Origin of the sequence: Leptospira sp. GIMC2001 (assembly GCF_028462125.1) — a bacterium.
GTDB lineage: Bacteria > Spirochaetota > Leptospiria > Leptospirales > Leptospiraceae.
The window spans coordinates 880,154-900,908 of sequence record NZ_CP115468.1 but is presented as its reverse complement, the minus strand read 5'-3'; the positions used below and the strand labels follow the sequence as shown (position 1 = coordinate 900,908).

Annotated in this window: 13 protein-coding genes; 2 read left to right on the top strand and 11 right to left on the bottom strand. The window is 35.8% G+C overall.

From position 1 onward, the window contains the following. Positions 1-5 precede the first annotated feature (5 nt). Positions 6-2,513: a glycogen/starch/alpha-glucan phosphorylase gene (locus O4O04_RS05455; protein WP_272534713.1), complete on the bottom strand. Its 2,508-nt coding sequence runs from the start codon at positions 2,511-2,513 to the stop codon at positions 6-8. Between the two features lie 95 nt (positions 2,514-2,608). Here O4O04_RS05455 and O4O04_RS05450 point away from each other — a divergent pair, with 95 nt between their 5' ends. Beyond that, the gene (locus tag O4O04_RS05450) at positions 2,609-3,589 is read left to right on the top strand and encodes a hypothetical protein (protein WP_272534712.1); all 981 of its coding nucleotides are present in this window, start codon (positions 2,609-2,611) and stop codon (positions 3,587-3,589) included. On the opposite strand, the gene O4O04_RS05445 is transcribed toward O4O04_RS05450, so the two are convergent. From O4O04_RS05445 to O4O04_RS05410, 8 genes are all read right to left on the bottom strand, one after another. Then, positions 3,557-4,048 carry a DUF192 domain-containing protein gene (locus O4O04_RS05445; RefSeq protein ID WP_272534711.1) on the bottom strand — a complete coding sequence of 164 codons (492 nt, stop codon included), beginning with the start codon at positions 4,046-4,048 and terminating at the stop codon, positions 3,557-3,559. The two genes, O4O04_RS05450 and O4O04_RS05445, sit on opposite strands and share 33 nt — an antisense overlap. A gap of 62 nt (positions 4,049-4,110) precedes the next feature. Then, entirely contained in the window at positions 4,111-4,875 is a 765-nt protein-coding gene (locus tag O4O04_RS05440) for an enoyl-CoA hydratase/isomerase family protein (protein ID WP_272534709.1), read from the bottom strand. 13 nt (positions 4,876-4,888) lie between these two features. Beyond that, positions 4,889-6,274, bottom strand: a complete 1,386-nt coding sequence (locus O4O04_RS05435) for a PP2C family protein-serine/threonine phosphatase (protein ID WP_272534708.1) — start codon at positions 6,272-6,274, stop codon at positions 4,889-4,891. Beyond that, positions 6,249-6,677 (bottom strand): hypothetical protein, encoded by a 429-nt coding sequence (locus tag O4O04_RS05430; RefSeq protein WP_272534707.1) that lies wholly within the window; start codon positions 6,675-6,677, stop codon positions 6,249-6,251. Before O4O04_RS05430 ends, O4O04_RS05435 begins: the two co-directional genes overlap by 26 nt. Before the next feature lie 26 nt (positions 6,678-6,703). Beyond that, positions 6,704-7,732, bottom strand: a complete 1,029-nt coding sequence (gene purM / locus O4O04_RS05425) for a phosphoribosylformylglycinamidine cyclo-ligase (RefSeq protein ID WP_272534706.1) — start codon at positions 7,730-7,732, stop codon at positions 6,704-6,706. Then, the gene (murI, locus tag O4O04_RS05420; protein WP_272534705.1) at positions 7,729-8,523 is read right to left on the bottom strand and encodes a glutamate racemase; all 795 of its coding nucleotides are present in this window, start codon (positions 8,521-8,523) and stop codon (positions 7,729-7,731) included. The genes purM and murI overlap by 4 nt, the downstream gene beginning before the upstream one ends. Continuing rightward, the gene (locus O4O04_RS05415; protein WP_272534703.1) at positions 8,524-9,828 is read right to left on the bottom strand and encodes a pyridoxal phosphate-dependent aminotransferase; all 1,305 of its coding nucleotides are present in this window, start codon (positions 9,826-9,828) and stop codon (positions 8,524-8,526) included. Beyond that, positions 9,825-10,946 carry a S1C family serine protease gene (locus O4O04_RS05410; RefSeq protein ID WP_272534702.1) on the bottom strand — a complete coding sequence of 374 codons (1,122 nt, stop codon included), beginning with the start codon at positions 10,944-10,946 and terminating at the stop codon, positions 9,825-9,827. Before O4O04_RS05410 ends, O4O04_RS05415 begins: the two co-directional genes overlap by 4 nt. A 53-nt stretch (positions 10,947-10,999) precedes the next feature. On the opposite strand from O4O04_RS05410, the gene O4O04_RS05405 reads away from it, so the two are divergent. After that, the gene (locus O4O04_RS05405) at positions 11,000-12,055 is read left to right on the top strand and encodes an aminopeptidase (protein ID WP_272534700.1); all 1,056 of its coding nucleotides are present in this window, start codon (positions 11,000-11,002) and stop codon (positions 12,053-12,055) included. On the opposite strand, the gene O4O04_RS05400 is transcribed toward O4O04_RS05405, so the two are convergent. Together O4O04_RS05400 and O4O04_RS05395 are read right to left on the bottom strand one after the other, a co-directional pair. Next, complete coding sequence (locus tag O4O04_RS05400) at positions 12,042-20,129, bottom strand: hypothetical protein (protein ID WP_272534699.1); 8,088 nt, start codon at positions 20,127-20,129, stop codon at positions 12,042-12,044. The two genes, O4O04_RS05405 and O4O04_RS05400, sit on opposite strands and share 14 nt — an antisense overlap. A gap of 1 nt (position 20,130) precedes the next feature. Then, positions 20,131-20,748, bottom strand: a complete 618-nt coding sequence (locus O4O04_RS05395) for a DUF1318 domain-containing protein (RefSeq protein ID WP_272534698.1) — start codon at positions 20,746-20,748, stop codon at positions 20,131-20,133. Positions 20,749-20,755: the final 7 nt, after the last annotated feature.

Sequence of the window (20,755 nt, the reverse complement as noted above, 5' to 3'; positions counted from 1 at the left end):
AAATTTCATAAAATATTTGTAATCGATCTAGGTTTTGTGCGTTTCATTGCTTTTACTTTCCAAATCTCATCACAATACTCTTGAATCGTGCGATCTGAGGAAAATTTTCCCATTCTTGCAGTGTTGAGTATAGATTTGCGAGTCCATACTTTCTGATCCAGATAGTCCTTGGAAATTTTCATCTGAATCTTATCATAGCTATCATAGTCAGCCATTAGAAGATAAGTATCCGAATAAGCAAGTGTGTCATGAATCGGAGCAAAAAGAGAATGATCGTTGTTTGCAAAGAATCCATCCCCAATCATCCTGAGAATTCTTGTCAGCTCGGGATTGCTTTGGATATAATCACCAGGATTGTAGCCTTGGGATTTTATCTGCATAACTTCGTGGGCTTCCAATCCAAAAATATAGATATTGTCCTCGCCTACTTCTTCACGGATCTCGACGTTCGCTCCGTCCAACGTTCCAACCGTCAAAGCACCGTTAAGTGCAAATTTCATATTGCCTGTTCCACTCGCTTCCATTCCAGCAGTTGATATCTGTTCCGATAGTTCGGTTGCAGGAATGATTTTCTCTGCAAGTGATACACGATAGTTCGGAAGAAAAATAAGCTTGAGTCGATCCCGTACATCAGGATCTTTGTTGACCACATCGGCAATTGAATTGATCAACTTAATGATAAGCTTAGCCATATAATAGCCAGGTGCCGCTTTACCACCGAATATCACAGTCCTTGGAGTATAATCTAAATGCGGATTTTCTTTGATACGTCTGTATTGACCAACGACATTCAATACATTGAGCAGTTGTCGTTTGTATTCATGAAACCTTTTGATCTGAACGTCAAAGAGAGAATGAGGATCGACTAACACTCCTGTTTCGGCTTTGATGATTTTTGCTAGAACTTCTTTGTTTGCAAGCTTAATCTTTCTCCAGTCATCTTGGTATGCAGAATCATCTGCAAATTTTTCCAAGTTTCGAAGTTCATCCAAATGCGAAGGAAATTTCTCTCCTATCTTACTTGCAATTGATTTAGCTAGATTTGGATTGCACTGAACAAGCCATCTACGTGGTGTTATCCCATTGGTCTTATTAGTGAATTTTTCTGGCCAATATTTATAGAAAGCTTTAAAGATTGTAGTCTTAATCAATTCGGAATGGAGTGCCGCTACCCCATTGACTTTATTGCTTCCAACGATTGCAAGATTCGCCATTCTGATTCTCTTATTAGGATGTTCTTCAAATATCGAAACATCTGAGATTTCTTGCTCGGACATTTTGCCCGAACTTCTCAATTCATTTAGAAAACGGAAATTGATTTCATTGATGATCTGCATATGACGAGGAAGTAGAAACTCAATTAAACCCACGCTCCAAGTCTCCAGTGCTTCTGGAAGTACTGTATGATTTGTATAAGCAAAAATGGAAGTGGTCATCTTCCAAGCACGATCCCATTCCCATTCTTCAGAATCCACAAGTATTCGCATAAGTTCTGCTATAGCAATACTTGGATGAGTATCATTCAATTGAATCGCAACCTTTTCGTTGAGATTGTCATAATTGCCGTAGGTTCTCTTGTGGCGAGTTAGGATATCTTGAAGAGAAGCAGTCACCATAAAGTACTGTTGCTTCAGCCTTAACAATTTACCTTGCTCAGTTGTATCGTTCGGATACAGAACTTTGGATATGTTCTCGGAAATTTGTTTATCTTCCACAGCTTTCATATAGTCGCCATGATTGAAATAATCAAAATTGAATTCCTCAGATGAACGAGCAGTCCAGAGCCTGAGATAGTTAACTGTAGATGTATTATAACCTGGAATTGGATAGTCATGAGCAGCAGCCATCACATTCTCTGTTGGAATCCAATTATGAGTGAGGTTGCCTTTCGCATTCACATGCTGTTCAACATGTCCATAAAAATTTACATTGTAGACTCTATCTGGTCTTACAATCTCATACGGAATTCCATCAGCATCCCAATGATCGGGCATTTCCACCTGATATCCGTTAGCTACAATTTGGTTAAAAATTCCATAGTCATATCGGATTCCGTAACCAAATCCCGGAATATCTAAAGTTGCCAGCGAATCTAGAAAGCAAGCTGCAAGGCGACCTAGACCACCATTCCCAAGTCCCGCGTCAGTCTCATATTCTAGAATATCCGCTAAATTGAATCCGAATCCACTAATGACTTTGTTAATCGTGTCGTAAAGACCTAAATTGAGTAATGCGTTGTGCAGAGTTCTTCCAATGAGAAATTCAAGAGAGAAATAATAAATTTTCTTAGGTTTTTCGTTTTCGTAGACTTCATGAGTCTCGTTCAAACGATCTATCAAAAAGTCTCGAATCGTATAACCTAATGCCTTATAAATATCTTCGTTCTTAATATCGTATTTTGTCTTGCCGATTGTATATTCTAAGTGATGACAGAATTGACTTTCTATAGAAGCTGGATCGATGCTCTGTTCTCTTTCGAGCAATTGAATAAGTCTGGAATTTTTCTCTGTCATGGGATGCTTCACCTCTTCGAATTTAACATCTTACCAAAGGGAAAAAACCTTGTCACTTAGAAAAGAAGCCTTTTACTGGAAGTAGGTTTGAGAAAATGAATAGGGAAAATCGATCCCTCATACAAATAGATGCATCTGCGATACGAAAGAAGACCGTCGAGGAATTGAAGGCCATTCTTGATAAGATCGACGAAGCGAAGCTCAATATAAAAATCTATAAGCAGAAAGAAAAACCTGCCTTTGTGGATTGGTATTCCTCTGAGCTTCTAGATCTCATCAATAAAGTAGAATCGCTCGAAAAAAAATATGCTACCAAGGAACATGATGTTCGTGAGGTTTTTGCCTATGCAGAATTCTATCAAATTCCTGCGACACAAGCATATTTGAGAGTTATCGAAAGGCGCAATACTCCGGAAGACGAGCGAGATTTTGATGCATTTTATGATGAAGAAGAAAAAGGCTATTGGGAGACTGACGAAGATCCTTTTTCTGACTGGGAGAAAAATCAAAAAAACAATTCATCGGAAGACGGCGAAGACTCTGATTCGGATACGGAATCCGAAGACAAAAATTCAAAAATTTTCAAAAATAAAAAGTTAAATGAAACTGCCGGTGAAATAGTAAAAGTCTTTCGCACCATTGCAAGATTTCTACATCCCGATAAAAACACAGATAAAGATACCGAAGATAATGAATCCTGGCTTGCTGCTATGGAACACTACAATAATAAAAACTTAGATGCTCTAAAAGATATACTAACATGGGTTCGCATCAAGAAAGAAGATACAGGTGACGAAGTTAGTGTTGGCGAGCTTATGTCTTTGCAGAAGAAATCCAAAAAGGATCTAAAAGTTGTTCAAAAAGAATTAAAATTTTATAAAAAGCATCCCGATTGGGATTTTAGAAAGAAGACAAAAAATCAAAAAAAGAAAATGAGAAAAGAATTGGAAGAAGATCTGCAATCCGAATTCATTCGAATTCATTATGAAATGGAAAAATTAGATCGAGTGTTATTCTCTTGGAAAGAATATGCAAACCGATTATCATCTTCCCACTACAGATTTTTCCAAGATTAATACGGATCCAATTGACACGCCATTTTCCTTAAACCAACCTTGGTTGACTTCTAGAGCATAGATAGCTTTGCTTCTTGCATTATAAACTTCAGTTGTCTGATTTGGTTTCATATTATGAATTTCTAATAGAATTCCATCTTGATCAAAATATCCGATGCTTAAAGGTATCTTAGTATTCTTCATCCAAAAAGATAGATAATCTTCATTAGGAAAAACAAATAACATACCTTCATTCCTGGCAAGTTTTGTGCGAAACATTAGACCAGTCGATCTTCTCTGCGGTGTATCTGCAATCTCAACTCTGAGAGAAGCCTTACCAATCTTGACAACCATCGTATCATTGGTTCCTGGCTTAGATTCCAAAGAAAAATAAGCCGAGAATACAATACTATTCAATATTACGAATGCAATTGTTGCATACTTAAGATTGAGAAACTGTCTAGATCGGAAAAAATTCATTCAATAAAACTCACTCAATTAAACTCAATTAACAAAAAATATTCCTCAAACTTCATCTAAGCTTAGAAATTCGGCTTTCTCTTGCCAAGAAATGCTGACATTCCTTCTTTAGACTCTGGCGTTCCAAAAAGTGAGGCAAATTTCTTTTGCTCCAAAACCATTCCCTCATCTACAGTTGAATTCAGTCCATCTCGAATGACTTTCTTAGCTGATTGGATTGCTATACTTCCTCGGCTTCGAATGCTCTGTGCAACCTTCATCCCTTCATTGAGCAATTCTTCAGGTTCAACCACTCTATTCACTACTCCTGAACTTAATGCTTGTTCTGCGCTAAACATCTCACCGCTATAAACCCACTCACTCGCAAGTCCAATCCCTATCAATCGGCTTAGCCTCTGTGTTCCACCAAAACCAGGAATGAGTCCAAGACTAACTTCGGGTAAACCGAGCTTAGCTTTGCTTGATGCGTAACGAAAATCGCAAGCAAGTGCAAGTTCCAATCCTCCACCGAGAGCAAAACCATTGATTAATCCAATCGAAATCAGTCGCGAATTTTCTAATTTACTAAATACCGTTTGTCCAAGGTTAGAGAATTCTAATGCCTGTGCTTCGTTGTATTCAGCCATTGCCGCAATATCTGCACCAGCTACAAATGCCTTTCCTTCACCAGTTAATATAAAGACTTTAAGGCTTGAATCTTTTTCTAGTTCAACAACAGCTTCACCAATTTCTTTTAAAAGGTCTGCGTTTAAAGCATTCAATGCTTCTGGACGGTTGATTCTCAAAATTGCAATACCATCAACAATTTCTTTTTTTATAAATTTCATTTCAATTCCTTCTCTAGTAATTTTCCGTTATTTCAAATAATAAAAACATAGTATCATCTGTAAATTTTTTCAAACCAAATTCTTGAAATATATCCTTGATCAATCGCTCTTTTAATACGGCGATATTTCTTTCTTCATTATGCCGATTGAGAATATTCAATAATTCTAATTCATCCAATGGCTCACCTGATAGAGTTGGGGACTCTATCAATCCATCCGTGTATAGAAAGAATCGATCTCCAGGTTTAATTTGCATCTCGATTTCTTCGCCAATCGGATCTCTAATATTGAAACCAAGAATTGATCCTCCCGTTTTTATTTCGCCAAATGTTCCACCTGCAGGACAATACATAACATAAGGATGACCAGCATTGCATAATGTGATCTTACTTGCTTGAAAATCGATAAACATATATATTGCAGAGGCATGATAATTATCTAAGTCATCAGCAAGCCTCACATCAAGATGTCCTAATAATTTGCCAGGACTCAATTTCAATCGATAGGGAATTGTCGAGACAATCACTTTGATAATAGATGCTACCATCGCAGATGAGATTCCATGCCCAGCTATATCAGTAAGAAAAATACCAACGTTACCTTCCCTCAATTGAATGAAGTCATAGAAATCACCGCCAAGGAAATTATGGCTTTGTCGAAAGACTTCATACTTCATTCCTTTGATTGTTACCGCATTCGGGAATAGACTATCTTGCACTTTTTTTGCAAGTTCCAATTCATTGTTGATCACTTGCTTTTCTCGATTCAGTGAAAAAATTTCGCGAATATCTTCTCTTCTAGCGAGTATGATTCCAGTGCCCAAAAAAGTAGTGATAAGATAAGTTAAATCTGGTAAAAATGCAATCAGCATTACGTTCTTATCTAGATAAACTACCATAAAAAGTAAACTGAACAAATGTAAAATAATCAGCGTTAAACCACAAATAATACTACTAAATCTTCTCAATCGAAAGGAATACAAAACAATAACCAAATTCAAGGTCATATAGTAGTTGTTCAGGTAATAGAAATTTAAATCTTTATAATAATATACCAATTGCCATACAGAAAGAAAAAGTAGAAAGCTCATTACAAATGATACAAATGAAATAGCCGTTGCTACATATTGCGTCTTTCTAGCAAGAAACAACAAAAAACCCATAAGCGAAGTTATAGCAAAAAGATTCAATCCAAGTAGAATATACAAATCTTGCGGATAGAAAAAGAAAGCTGCATAGAAAAAGAACTGCGAGAAAAATAAAAAATGTACAAAAAGTCTATCTAGGCGAATTTGAAAGTTTTTCTCATATTCTTCAGCACTAGATTCCTTCATAAAAAAAATCTTTAAAGATTCTTTTGTGAAGTTGTAGAATTCAAGGAAGTTGTTCATATGGTTCATGAAAAATGACTCCTTTGATTTCTGATCCTTTCAATTGAACTGTGATCGCTTCTCCTGTCTCCAAATATGCATCTAATTTTCTCATCATTCGCATAGCTTGTTCTTCTGTTTCCAATCGAAAGAATAGAGGAAAGGAAACAGATTTAAAATTATAAGGATAGCGCTCAGAAGTAATTAGGCTCACTCGATACTCTTCTTTTCTTGGATCAAGTACGATATGAGAGATGTTTTTTCGAGTAAGAATTCTTTCCTGAATAGAAAGATCCCAAGGATTAATTTCCTGACAGATGACGGATGAATGAACGAAAGTAACGAATAGAATTGCAAAAAGAGTTAGAAATGCATTGCGATTTGCGTTCAAACAGTATTTTACTAAGCTATAAATTATATAAAAGGTTCTCATCTAGATTATCTTATCGGTAGAAATAATTATTTGATTAATACTTGACCTGAGTCTGTAATCGTACCAACTTTTGATACGTCCAAACCTTGGTTCCTCAATTCATATAGGACAGATTCTGAATCCTCAGGAGACACTATAACGATAAATCCAACTCCCATATTGAATGTAGAGAATAAGGTTTCTTTTTCTAGACTGAAATCTTTTTGAATTCTCTCATAAAATTCCAATTTAGGAAATAAACTATATTGTAACTCAGCACCTTGTCCTTTCTGCAGAATTCTTGGAATGTTCTCATAGAAACCACCTCCAGTTATATGAACCATACCTTTTGGTTTATGTTTTTCTAATAACTTGAGAATATAAGGAACGTAAATGGTAGTTGGAGTTAATACAAAATTTTCAATTATTTTCAATTTATTGGAATCATTCGGTAGCTTGCCATTCTCCAATAATAGTTTTCTTAGAAGCGAAAAACCATTGCTATGTGGTCCACTTGATGCAATACCTATAATATGGTCTCCTAAATTTACCGTGCTTCCATCGATGATTTCATCTTTTTCAACTACACCAACGGCAAATCCTGCAAGATCATATTCATCATCATCCATCACACCAGGGTGCTCTGCCGTTTCTCCTCCTACGAGACTCGCAGAAGCAAGAGTGCAACCCTTTACAATTCCAGAAACGATTGATTCCATTCTTTCAAGATTCAATTTACCACATGCAATGTAGTCTTGGAAAAACAATGTCTTACCACCAAGAACTAGTAAGTCATTCACACACATTGCAACCAAATCAATTCCTATTGTATCATGACGATCTAGAAGTCTTGCAAAGACAAGCTTGGTTCCGACACCATCCGTTCCTGAAAGCATAATTGGATTTTTATAGTCTTTGAGAAAACTAACATCGTAAGCTGCGGCAAATCCACCCAAACCACCGAGAACATTTTTGTTATAAGTCGAATGAACCATATTTGTAATATTTTTTACAAAATGCTGTCCTTTCTCAGTATCCACACCGGCATCTTTGTAAGTGATCTTGGAGCTACTCATACTACCTTCTTCATTATAATATCTTTTTCTATCTTATTCATAAAATATATAACCGACTCTGAATCAGTTACATCTACATCGTTAAAATATATCTTTACTTTTCTATTTACATCTATATCAATTGTTTTCTTTTCAATATTCATGCTACGAATTATATGCTCAGCTGTTCCACTATTTCCATCAAATATTTTGATAGCTGGGAATTCCTTTCTAATAAACTCTTTTAAATAAATATAATGTGTACATCCGAGCACAAATGCGCTCACATCAAGTAAGTCACATTCATATATTCGATTTTTTAAATATTCAAAAGCAGCATCCCAATTCTTTTGGTCAATGAGATCGGCAAGCCCAGGACATGGAATCGGAATTACTCGATTCATAGGATCAATCTTATTCTTCAAAGAGAGAAATTTGTCTTCTTCCAAAGTAAGTTTCGTTGCAAGAACCGCAATTTTCTTACCAGGAACTTCCGATAGCGCAGGCTTGATAGCGGGTTCCATGCCAAAAATTGGAATTGGATATTTATCCCGTAGATAATCCACTGCAACAGCTGTTGCAGAATTGCAGGCAAGCAAAATTATATCAACATCATTGCTCAATAAAAAATCAACTGAGTCACTCACATGCTTCTGAACAGTCGTTTTCGACTTATTTCCGTACGGTGCATTTTGAAGATCACCGTAATAGACAATTTCTAAATTCAATTCTCTCCACAGAAACTCACTTACCATGGACAAGCCACCGTATCCAGAATCAGTGATCCCGATCCGAACAGGTCGTTTGTTCAACTATGCTGACTCCAAATATTTTTTGATCGTGTCGCGAAGAGTTTTAAAAATCCAATGAAATTTTTCTTCATTCTCTTCAAGAAGAGTAACTCGAAAACCATCTTTATCACAACAAAATGATGTTAGCGGAACAACACATATTCCTGTCAATGCCAAAAGATATAAAACCAAACGGCGATCTTCTTTTGCTCCAACCAAAAGCGAGTTCACATACTCACTTACTTTTGCATTGAGAATCGGAAGGTTCATTTTTTTATTTAATACCCCTTTTGGAAAGTGGACAGTTAAGTAAAAAGCTCCTTTTGGTTCAACGACTTGAACACCTTCAAGTCCATCAAAATAGGATGTTGCAATTTCTGCTCTTTTTCGAAACTTTTCGTTTCGCATTTTTAAATGAGGAATGAAATTAGGATGCGAATAGATTTTTGGAATCGACAATTGTGGGAGAGTTGTAGAACATACTTCCAACATTTTAGCATCTAATAGTGATTTTATGTATCTCTCAAAAGACGGATCATTTTTGCGATTGAAAACTTCCAGCCAACCACATCTTGCTCCAGGCCAAGGGAATTCTTTGGAGATGGATCTAAGTGCCATCCCGCACACTTTGTCTCCAATTACTTCAGATAAATGTATGGATCCACCTGAGGAAAAGTTAACATGCGCATAGGTCTCATCACAGATAAGGACGCAATCATATTTCTCACAGATTTTGACAATCTCTTGCATAACTTCTTTTGGATATACAGCACCTGTTGGATTGTCAGGATTGATCAATAAAATTCCAGCTATTGAATCATTGTATTTGATTTTGTTCTCGATATCCAGTAAATCTGGCATCCATCCCTTCTCGGGTAACAGATCGTAGGTGAGATGCTCGTAGCCACTATGTGCTGCTTCAGCGGAAGAAAGAGTTGAATAAGCGGGGCTTGGTCCAATAATTCTTGCTTCCCGTCTCATAAATCCAAAAATTTTTGCGACAGCGTCTCCCAATCCGTTAAAGAAAAAGATATCATCGCCGGTAATTTGAACGCCACCCCGCTCGTTCACACGCTCAGCAAGAAAATTCCTAGTAGTTGGGTCTCCTTGAGTGGCGGTATATCCCCAAGATTTATCCATGCCAACTAAATCTCGAACGATATCCTTCATCCACGGAACAATCTGTTCGCCTTTTTGAACCGGATCGCCAATATTCTCCCAAGTAATCTCTACTCCTAAGGATTCAATTTGCTTAGCAATAGCAACGATTTGTCGGATCTCATAAATTAGTGCGTCCGCACCAGAATGTACAATGTTTCTTCTCATTCGTAATATTTCTTCTCTATTAAAGTAATTTCAATATCTTTGATTTTAGATCTTCTTATAATATTTAATTTAAGATTTCCACCTAAGCCAGCTAGACTTACCTGCTCTCTCAATTCATTTGTATTGCGGATGACATTTCCGTTAGCCATTCTTATGTAATCAAATCTCTGCAATCCACCTAGTGCTGCGGACGAATCCGGGTCAATGTCATATACAAGGACACCAACTTCATTATTCGGTATTCCTAATGCTTCTCTATGGTGTTGAATCGGAACTGTTGCGACAACTCCTAAAGTAGCTGGACGAATATTCTTGCCAACATTCATCTCAATACTTTTGATTACCTTCTTCGCATAATTGATTGGTATTGCAAACCCAATGCCAGCACTAGATCCAGAAGCACTGCGAATCATACGATTGATTCCAATGACTTCACCATAAATGTTTAAAAGCGGTCCACCACTTGAACCAGGATTGATAGCTGTATCGGTTTGAATATGAGTCTGTCCCGTCTCATCCAAATCTTCTCTAGACTTTGCCGATACAACTCCAACGGTAAAAGTTTTCTCAAGACCATACGGTGATCCAACTGCTATCGCCCAGTCGCCCACTTCCACTTCATTAGAATCACCTAACGAAGCATATTCGTAATCATCGCCTTCTTGAATTTTGAGTAGGGCAATATCTGCACGTTCATGACTACCTACAAATCTTGCTGGTGCAACTCGTCCGTTGTGCAAAATGATCTCAATGATTTCCGCCGATCGAATAACATGGTAATTTGTAACAACAAATCCTCTTGGATCAATAAGAAATCCACTACCTACAGCAGAAACGGTTTCTTCTTTTGAGTCAAAATAATGATAAGGATTGTGAATTGTTTCCGTCTTTTTTGTACGAATAGATACTACAGATTTTTGTGCGATCTGATATACACTGCGAAATGAGTTCTGAAGCTGAACTGCTTGCATTTGTTTTCGAGGAGCGATAGGCTTTGTGGACGCAGTGAGATGACCTAAGCTATCTCGAATCTCTGGGAAAAATATTACCCCCAGAACGAGAAAGAGTAGGATAAGATTCAAGTAGACTATCCTAGGGATTTTGCGATTTTGGATCATCTCCCTTTCCAAATTAGGAAACCGTAAGGAACTGTAAATTTTTTAATTCAACTATGAAGATTTTTCGAATTTTAACACTTTTTTCCATTATTCTCCTCCAAAATTGCGTAATTTACCTATCCCACCTGGCAGGAGAACAGGTTGATCAATTTAAAAAAAGAGAGAGGATCGACAAGGTAATTGCAAATGATTCCGCAAGCCCAGAAGAGATCTCCAAACTTCGATTCATTCAAGATGTCAAAAAATTTGGAATCGAACATCTTGCACTCTCAGAAGATTCAGGATTCGAATATTACGTAAAGTTGGATCGAGATTCAGTTGGCTGGAATGTAAGTGCTTCTTATCCTTTGGAATTTCGTTCTTATACTTGGTGGTTTCCCATTGCTGGAGAGGTTCCGTACAAAGGGTATTTTGATAACAAACTTGCTTTAGAAGAAGAAAAATCTCTAAAGCATAAAGGCCTTGATACAAGAATTCGAATTACTGGTGGCTATTCTACACTTGGATGGTTCTCTGATCCAGTATTTTCCCCGCAACTTCAAGCACAGCTACCTGAGTTAGCTGGACTTGTGTTTCATGAAATGACTCATGCAACTGTTTATATTCCTGGTGATCCAGTATTCAATGAATCATATGCATCTTTTGTCGAAACAAAAGGAGTAGAACTCTATTACACTAACAAAGATTTGACTAAAGATTTGATTTCTTGGAAAGACAGGAAAGATAAGAAAATGAAATCCATTCAATTGATTCGATCTACTGCCGAAGTTCTTAAGAAAATTTACGAAAGTGATCGAAGTGATATGGAAAAATTGAAACTTAAAGCCAATGCAATTTCTGAATTCAAGGTTTCCGCAATCAAAAAAGGTTTTGTATCTAAAGAAAATATTGATAAATTTACAAAAAAAGATTGGAACAATGAAGATTTTATTGGGGCCCTTCGATATCAATCTGGCAATACATTTTTTGAACGAGTCTTTCAAGAAGCAGGTGGTGATTTTTTAAAATTTCACAACTTAGTCAAGAAATATGAAAAACTATCGAAAGAAGAAAGAAAGCAAATATTAAAAGATTACAATCAAGTCAAAAGTTCGACTACGGTAGAATAAAACTACTCGTATAGATTCTGTATCCATGCCAATATTTATCATATGAATAGCGATCTCGCATACTTGTTCTCGCATCAAGAAATCTATATCTAAGCTGTCTAGTCTCTTGCGTTTCTACCAATAAATTCTTAATAAACCAAGTATTTTGGAATTCAGATTGGTCTTCGAGAGATATGATTCCAGGACCTATATGTATATCATCTAAATGAAATAGTAAGTTATTTAGTAAATTCGAATATGAATATGGAGCTCCTAATTGAAATGAAGAAGCAATCCAAACAGATTGCCGATCTGATTTAGTTCGGTTGAGTTTTGCAACAGGTTGAGATCCAAAAACCAATCTTCCTTGTTCGTCAACTCTCGCTTCTTCTTGAGAAATTGAGATTCTATTTCCTTGTGATGAGGTTAGAAATGAGATCTCCCAATCTTCAACTGATTTGAGATTTTGAAACCAGGATTCGGTAAAATTAGTCTCGCGATATTTTTTTATATCTGATTTGCTCCATGCAAGGGAATTGAGGCTTCTCGGACGATGTGTCAATAGAGACGATAAATTTTGAACCTGATAAATAGGAATATCCAATTTCTGTAATAGTGGAACTTGCAAATGGGAACCAGAAAGATATAAATAATTGATCTGATCCTTCTTCATTCGAATCGTATTTTTGTATCGATCCTCTAGCAGATCTCTGAGTCTAGTCGCCTCACCACCTTCAGAAGAAGCTGAATAGTATTTTCTAATATTCTTATGAATATCGTTTGCGTTTGCAAATATCTCTCTTCCTTTAGTTGAACCTCGACTAACTGTAATAAGATAGGTTTTATTGAGATAATCTCCAATCGCATGAAGATCTTGTCCAACTGGAATTTTGGCAATGAGCTGATCCGAGATGGTATAAAACCGAGGCAAATCAGTGAACCTGGGACGACTTCCCAAAGTCTGCTCATTATATGCGGAAATTGTATCTTGAAAATGTAGCGCATCCAAAAACCCATCGGAGCTATCGAAGTCAAAAGCTACTTTCATCATATATTGAATGATATCTTTTGCTTTATTTCTATTATCTCTTGTGAATGCAGTTTTAGATTGGAAGTTTGAAGATTTAAATGAGTTCAATGCTTTTGCAAAAGACTCTGGTCCATCAGCACCGATTGTACGAAATAAATTATATACTATCTTTTCATCATTTCCAAAAGCTTCTGCAGCGTTATTCGGAAAAACAATTTGAGGATCGAATTGAGATAATCTAAAAATCAAATAGCTATAAATTTTTTCAATATATGGATGATAACTTTTCTTGGTATCGTAGTCTTTTTCAAAGAACGAAATGTATTTTTTTGCAGAATTAATTTTGCCATCTCTGAGCAATTGATCCGCATACAGAAGTGCATAAACATAAGCGCGATTATTGAAACCCTCTTCTTTCTCAATAGCAATCAAAATATCCATTAAGCTATCGCCTTCAATGGAAGTTTGATGCTTAGCCGATTGCGATAGAAGATAAAAATACAAACTTCGGTTGAGGTGAGTCATCTTCGATAATACCGAACCTCCCTCATACAATTCGTCCGGAATCAAAGAGATGGGCTCGAACTCACGTCCAAATTCAAATTCTTTCCATTTATGATACAATCTCTTTCGATATTCATCATAGATACTGTCTGCATCTCCAAGTTTTCTAAAGCCCTCTGAATTAACTTTCGTTGTAAACTGATCCCACTCTCTATTAAAACCTAGAGCGTAAGTTGTCTGAGCAGGTATTTTCGAATAAGCGAATTCCTCTCGACCTTGAACATAAGATTCGTGATATCGAATCTCAAGAATTCTTGCATTGATCAACCCTTTTTCCCTGGGTGATATTGCATGACGTCTTGCACGATTTGCATATATTTCCGATTCTTGAAAAAGAAAATTTTCTAAGTACAAATCAGAAATTTGCATATTACGCAGAAATTCGTCATCACCCTGTAGCTTCAGTGCTTCCTCAAGAGACCGATCTAAATTTCGAATTTCTCCATTGTACATCTTAGAATAAAATTCTGCAGGAAGACTAGCTACTGGATCTTGTTCTTTCCAAGATTTATAATAAGCATCACAAATAGATCTAGAATTCCTTAAAAATCGATCCGACAAGCAGTCCTTTAGAAATGCTGAATATGCAATATTTCTACTTTCAATATCAAGCTTAGGATTTTTAAGAATAGTTTTATAGAAATAATCGGGATCAAACTCTGGAAATATTTTCCTTTTCATTCGAGCCATATCAAGCTCGTTTTCCAATAATAATCTATTCTGTGAATCGTCCAAGAAAGATCCTGCATCATAGAATAACTCATAAGCAGAAGTATACTCTCTTGCTCTCTCTTGAAAAATTCCGGCTGATCTTAACTCTCTGTATCGACTGATAGGATTAACGGAAATATATTTTTGAGGAATCGTTCCAAAAGTTAGTGTTCTCTGAGCAAGCTCTTCTCGGTCAAGGGTCGCTCGTTGCTCTAGTGTGAGTGGACTAGAAACCAAAAGATTCATTTTCCTATTCGTAGAAGCCAAATCCCATACTAAACCAGCACGATTGATATCTTTATAATTTGGTTGATCAACTTCTAAAACAATTCCTGCAATTTCTGATGGGTTTGTAAAAATCTCTCTTAAGTTAAGAGAAGAAGAGCCAGCATAAGAAAGGATCGGTTGCTTAGTTGAGAGACTAGGCTTAGTAACAAAAACCAAATCAGTATCAAGAAGTCGCTCGTTTAGATTCATTGAATCATTGTACCGAATCCGCGAATCATTTGATTCAAGTTTCTCATCGACGAGTAAAGTTCTCCATCTCCACGCAATTCCTTCTGGATTTTTATACTCGGAAAAATCCGCTTCTTTAGTAACTAAAGTTATATGATTATTTCCAGCTTTATCAATTATTTTTTTATAAACAATCTCACAATTTCCTGGATTCAAATATACTTTTTTATTGCCAATTTGTTCAATCTGAGTATTGGATAAATATTCGCCAACTTCTAGAGAATTTAATTGTTTAAATTCTTTTTTGGTATTTTCCCGATTCCAAAACATATACTTGTCCCCAAACTGCATACATCTGCGCGAGATCGAGCTATTATCTAGAGGATAATAAGAATATAAATTGGATTGGTTATAAAATTTAAAATATTGAGGATAATTTACTTTTATATCATTGGAAATACGTGAGATTTCCTTTAAAATACTAGATTTCCTTCGCAAGGATTCATCAACTTTCTCACGTTTGATTGATTTATTTTCAATTTCCATTTGAATTTTATCAAGTTTCTTCATTTGGATCTGAAAATCTTTGTTGTATTTGTCCATTCGTAAATCCGAATATTCTAGCGAAGAAGTCAAAACTTCACGGGAGAGCTGAAAATTTCTCTGCGAATCGGCAATAAGTGGAATGTCCCAGAATCTTCCCGTCATCATTGACTGATCAATATTAATTGAGTAGTATTCTTCCAAAGTATGCTGCAGAAGATTGTATGGCAGAGTTTTCTCAGATTCAAATCTTCTCTTCAGATCAATAAGTAGTTGATTCGATTCTCTTTTCCGAACAGGAATTGTTTTGGATTCAGATTTCTTGGTCAATTCGTAGCCAATTAGATCGGACTGAAAAGATTCCCTTTCCAATCGAAATTCATACGCGCCTTCCTTAGCAATTCGATAGTATTTTTCGCTTTCAATGGAATCGCCTAACCTAAGATAAAGTCTCGCCAGATTCAAAAAAATACGAATTCGTTCTTTTCGATTGAACGGATCTTGGGGCATGAAATGGAACTTTGGATCTACATTGGCAGGATTTCGAAGCTTAGTAAGTGCTTTAGAATAATATACATAGGCGCCATTGAGATTGCCGTAACCTCGATGAATCTCACCAAGATAGAAATAATTCAAACCAACTAAGGTATCAAATTGTTTGAATTCTCTTCTTAATCGACTGAGGCAAATCTCCTCATCAGCAAATTCTTTGCAATTTTTAACAAATAAATCTCTATATTTGAATAATTCACTAAGGTTATCTTCAAGTAATTTCTTAGCATCCTGATTATTAGGTTCCGACTCCGACCAAGCAAAGCCTGAGTAATTTTTTCGAATAATTGCAATTCTCTCTCTGACTACATCTCCCGAATTACCAAATCCCGTCTTCATCCTGTTAAATGATTGACTCGCATTCAGGTAGTCTCCGGATTGAAAATGAATCTGGCCCTCTAGTGCAAAAGAATGGTGGTTAACCAAATCTCCCATTACCCATTTTTTGAGATTTCTATCTTCTATAAATTCCGAACGAGATTTGATTGCAGAAGCAGCATTTCGAAAATCCTTTTCTTCCAATAAATTATTTATCTGAATGCTTCTCGTTAAAAGACTCTTGAAATCTAATGGAAATTCTCCAGGAAATCTTCCATCACCCAAAACTCGGATATTATCAGGCAGCACAATTCTCCAAAATGCCTTTGTAAAAGAAAAATCAAGCCAAGATAGAATTAAGTTTTCAGCACGATACTCTTCTTCAGCACGACTCAGAATTTCTTTTGATTCACGGTATCTTCCTGTTTTCTGATAAGCAATTGCGAGAGCATTCCAGAGATTAATAGAATCAATTTCTTTACTGACTCGATTATGGGAAATTGCTGATTGAAGAAAAGGAATCGAATCTTCATAATTCCCCATTTCCATTCGACAAAGTCCGATCATACTGTTCAGAAGAGCAAGTTTAGACTTCACTTCACGATATTCGTTGTTTTTTGTTAGTTCACTATTTATTTCAAGAAATTTGAATATTCGGTTCCGATTATCTTTTTCTTCATTTGATGATGAGTTTTTCGATAATGATTGATAGTATTCTCGTTTTGTATAAATTTCAAGGGCAATTTCAAATTGTTCTATAGCTTTTTTGTAATCAGCCCGGTATAGTGCAGAACGACCGTAATTAAAACGAAAAACTGCTTCTTGTCGATAATCCTCAAACTGAGATCGAGAAACAATGGATCTACCTAGATTATCAACTTTGGCTCCTGATTCGTTTGCTTTCGGGTAGTTACTTAGCAGAAAGTAATTATTTCCTAGATTTAGATTGAGATCTGAAAGTATTTTCTTATTCGGGTAATCCTCACCCAAAAATTCCAATATCTGAGTATACAATTCAACATTTTCTTCGAAGTTCTTTTCTGGGAAAAACTTCTCATAAACAGAACTATATCTCTCTTCCTCGGTTGGGCCGTCCTCTTCTACTTTTTTAGATTTTATAATATCAATATATTGGTAAAGCCATCCTAGAAGCTGATAAGCATCCGGAAATGTAGGATCAGCGAAAAGAATCCATCGAAGTTCATACTCTGCTTTTTTATAATTTTCTAATATCTGTTGTTTGCGATTAGCAGTCATCGCTCCAGACTTATAAAGAGCTGTCTCATTCAGAATAGTTCGATTGATTAAATAATAAGAATATCCGTAAACAACTGCCAAGTTCAAAAAAGGTCGGTTCTTTTCTAAATGATAATTGAAATAGAGATCAGCCAAAGACAATGCATTCTCATGCAAGACGTCTTTATTCTGTAAGTCTCGAAAATCACCCAAAATTTTTAGGGCATCTAGGAAAGGAAGCTTCTGTAGAATTCCAAGCACATCAGAAAGATTGCCGATTACATCTAATTTTCCTTCACCCAGAATATTGATTCTATTGATAAGCTCTGCTTCTTCTTTCTCTCTTAGCTCTCGACCATATTGAAAAATTGTCTCAAGCATTTTTCTCTGGTAATAAACTGCATAATTGCCATAGAATCGATCCACTGAAATATTTTTAGACTTCGCAAGTGACATACCTAAGTTATTAAAATAGTAATTAACTGCTGCTTGTCGTAAATCTCCAAGTCGTTCATACTCAATTGCTTTTCTCTCCCAATATAGGAATAACTTAGAAAACTCATCTTCATCCAATTCTGGACTCACTAATGGATCATAGAACTCCATAAAAATTCTCAAATTACGGAGTGCCAATGCTCCATTGCCTTGATCTTGAGCATTTTTGTATCGCAAGTAATGAACATAAGATAATGCTGGATTTCTATACAACTTTATAAATTCAGGATATTCAAATATACTCTTTTGACCAGGTGGATCCATTTCCAAATCTTGGGGGATCGGTATCACGGCATCAATTGTGCTAGAGCTTAAGTCTAAATTTTTTTCATTTCGAAGAGTTGACGCTTTTAAATAGGCGAGAAAAGTTTTGAGAATTATTGATTGTTTAGGATTATTCTCATCGGATTCAATACTTGTTATATGTTCGAGTATCTGAGTTGAATTTCTATTTGTTCGGATTTTATTTTCTAAATCAAATAGTAAATCTTTTATTTCTAAACGACTCTGAATTGCAGGATCATCAGGTTGAGCCATCCGTTCTTCATAGAGTCTCAAAGTTTCTTGGTAAAAATGCGGAATTACTACAGATTCAGGACGAAATTCATAAAAGCCTGATTTGTTTTTTATTTCTCGGATCAAATGATATTCAGGATAATCTAATTGAATCTCTCGAAGTACGAGCTTAACATCATTGAATTTTGACTTTGATTCATACCAATCCGCAAGTAAATGAAGTAGTGAAGCCGATAACTGATATTTTACTGGTTCTGTAAGATCCGATTCTTTTACCTTTTCAATAGAGTTCTTAATTTTAGATTCAACTTCTCGGTCTTTTTTCGGATCCAAAATTGTAGCTTGAGCTCTAGAATAAATATCTTTGGTATCAGGACGTCCAGACATTTCACCTATCAGACTTGATGCGGCAACTTTGCGATTTTTCTTTTGTAGATACTCTACTTTTTTTGCATCAGCACGCGCTTTATAAATCGGATACAAAGGATCATCTTCATAAAAAAGTTCAATACTTTCCAATGCTAAGAAATATCTCGACTGACTATTGAATTTCTCGTATTCAAGTGCATAAGTGAATTGATCTATAATATTGGATTGCTTAGGAATTGATCCCGTATAAGGAATGAAATAAATATTTATTGAATTGTAAAATGATGCACTAAAGAGAACTGACCCACCATTAAAATCAGAATATTTAGTATCAAAAACAGAATTATCTCCAGAACTTAGAAATTTTTCTTTTCCATCTTTTAAATCCCTTTGAACAATCACGCTATAATCACGTTCATCCAATACACCGTTCCCATTTGTATCCTTACGAATGGAAGTATAAAAAAGGAATCGATTATCACTGGATACTGAAGGTGAATAATCTAAAAAATTGTTATTAGTGATTCGTAGAATTTTCTTATCTTCAAGATTTAGGGAGTATATTTCACCATCTTGACTGTCACGGTAGGATAAATAGTATATTGTTTTTCCATCGGCCGAAACATATGGCGAGCTACCACCGCTATATGTTAGCTGGGTCATTGAATTATTATCAGATAAGTCTAACAAAATAAGATTTTGAATACCTGGAGTATATCGATCACTTGAAAATACAATCTGTTCGGAATTCGGCATCCAAACTGGATCCGTATCAATTACTCGTTCTTGACGATTTTTATTCTTCCATTCAGGATTTGTTAAAACTTTAAAATCAGTATCAATAAATCTTTTGCCCTTTAGAATTGAACTCACCCATTCCTGTGGATCAATATCCAGTAACATAAGATCACCGTCTGAGTCAAATTGTTCGGATACAAAAACTAATCTTCTTCCGTCAGGACTGATTGCTGGTTTGTATTCTTGCGATGGATGTTCCGTAATAGGAACGATGACAGAACTATTTAAATCACGAAACCAAATGTCAAAATTTCCTTCTTTATTAGTTGCATAAAATAAATATTTACCATCAGCAGTTGTAGAATTATATAAATTATTTCCTCTTTGTATGGTTAGAGGGAAAGGTTTATCATTCTTCGGATTGAAATAATACTTACCGATCGCTTTGTAATCAAAAGCTATTGGTTTGATCTTGGTTGATTTCTGGAATACAACACAACCTTGTGCCAATAATCCGAATCCAAGAATAGCAAGATAGAGAAATCTCTTCATGAATCGAATGATCATTCTATTCTTTTCTCTCCCAACGTCCATTGCTTGATTCGAAATATTCGCCTGGTTCAACACTCAAATAATAGTCATTTAACAATGATTTTCTAAAATCTTCTTCAATGACCTGAGTATTTTTTTTCTTTTCTGCAATTATTGAAGCCTCAACAACTTTTGAACGGGTATCATTGACTAGATCAATTAGGCCTCGAATGCGTTTGTCCAAATTAGGATCTGCACTGAGGGTCGGATTGCGCTTCACTTTACCGTCGAATGATTCACCAACAAAGCCTTTTGCTTTGAATTCAAAAAGTTCAGCGCTCAAATAAGCGAGTTTTTTTAATTGAATCTGAGTATCGCGGTCCAATTTGGAATCAAGAGAGATGTCTCGTTCCCATTGATCTGATCCAGAGCTGGAAGACTTAATAGATGAGATCAACCATCCATCTTTTTCTATATCCTTGTCTTCTCCGATCATTTGTCTTTCAGATGCAGTCTGTGTCTGAGTAAATGTGATTGGAGGAGCTTTAAAGCTACAATTTTGAAAAATAATTGAGATAAAAAGGAAAATACTGATGAAATATAATTTAGATTCGATGTTAGGAATTGTTGTTTCTAAGTTCAATAGATTTTTCATAATTTTT

Bases quoted from the DNA above. Each gene is read 5' to 3' on its own strand.
- O4O04_RS05455 (WP_272534713.1), bottom strand. From the start codon at position 2,513: ATGACAGAGAAAAATTCCAGACTTATTCAATTGCTCGAAAGAGAACAG.
- O4O04_RS05450 (WP_272534712.1), top strand. From the start codon at position 2,609: ATGAATAGGGAAAATCGATCCCTCATACAAATAGATGCATCTGCGATA.
- O4O04_RS05445 (WP_272534711.1), bottom strand. From the start codon at position 4,048: ATGAATTTTTTCCGATCTAGACAGTTTCTCAATCTTAAGTATGCAACA.
- O4O04_RS05440 (WP_272534709.1), bottom strand. From the start codon at position 4,875: ATGAAATTTATAAAAAAAGAAATTGTTGATGGTATTGCAATTTTGAGA.
- O4O04_RS05435 (WP_272534708.1), bottom strand. From the start codon at position 6,274: ATGAACCATATGAACAACTTCCTTGAATTCTACAACTTCACAAAAGAA.
- O4O04_RS05430 (WP_272534707.1), bottom strand. From the start codon at position 6,677: ATGAGAACCTTTTATATAATTTATAGCTTAGTAAAATACTGTTTGAAC.
- purM (WP_272534706.1), bottom strand. From the start codon at position 7,732: ATGAGTAGCTCCAAGATCACTTACAAAGATGCCGGTGTGGATACTGAG.
- O4O04_RS05415 (WP_272534703.1), bottom strand. From the start codon at position 9,828: ATGAGAAGAAACATTGTACATTCTGGTGCGGACGCACTAATTTATGAG.
- O4O04_RS05410 (WP_272534702.1), bottom strand. From the start codon at position 10,946: ATGATCCAAAATCGCAAAATCCCTAGGATAGTCTACTTGAATCTTATC.
- O4O04_RS05405 (WP_272534700.1), top strand. From the start codon at position 11,000: ATGAAGATTTTTCGAATTTTAACACTTTTTTCCATTATTCTCCTCCAA.
- O4O04_RS05400 (WP_272534699.1), bottom strand. From the start codon at position 20,129: ATGATCATTCGATTCATGAAGAGATTTCTCTATCTTGCTATTCTTGGA.
- O4O04_RS05395 (WP_272534698.1), bottom strand. From the start codon at position 20,748: ATGAAAAATCTATTGAACTTAGAAACAACAATTCCTAACATCGAATCT.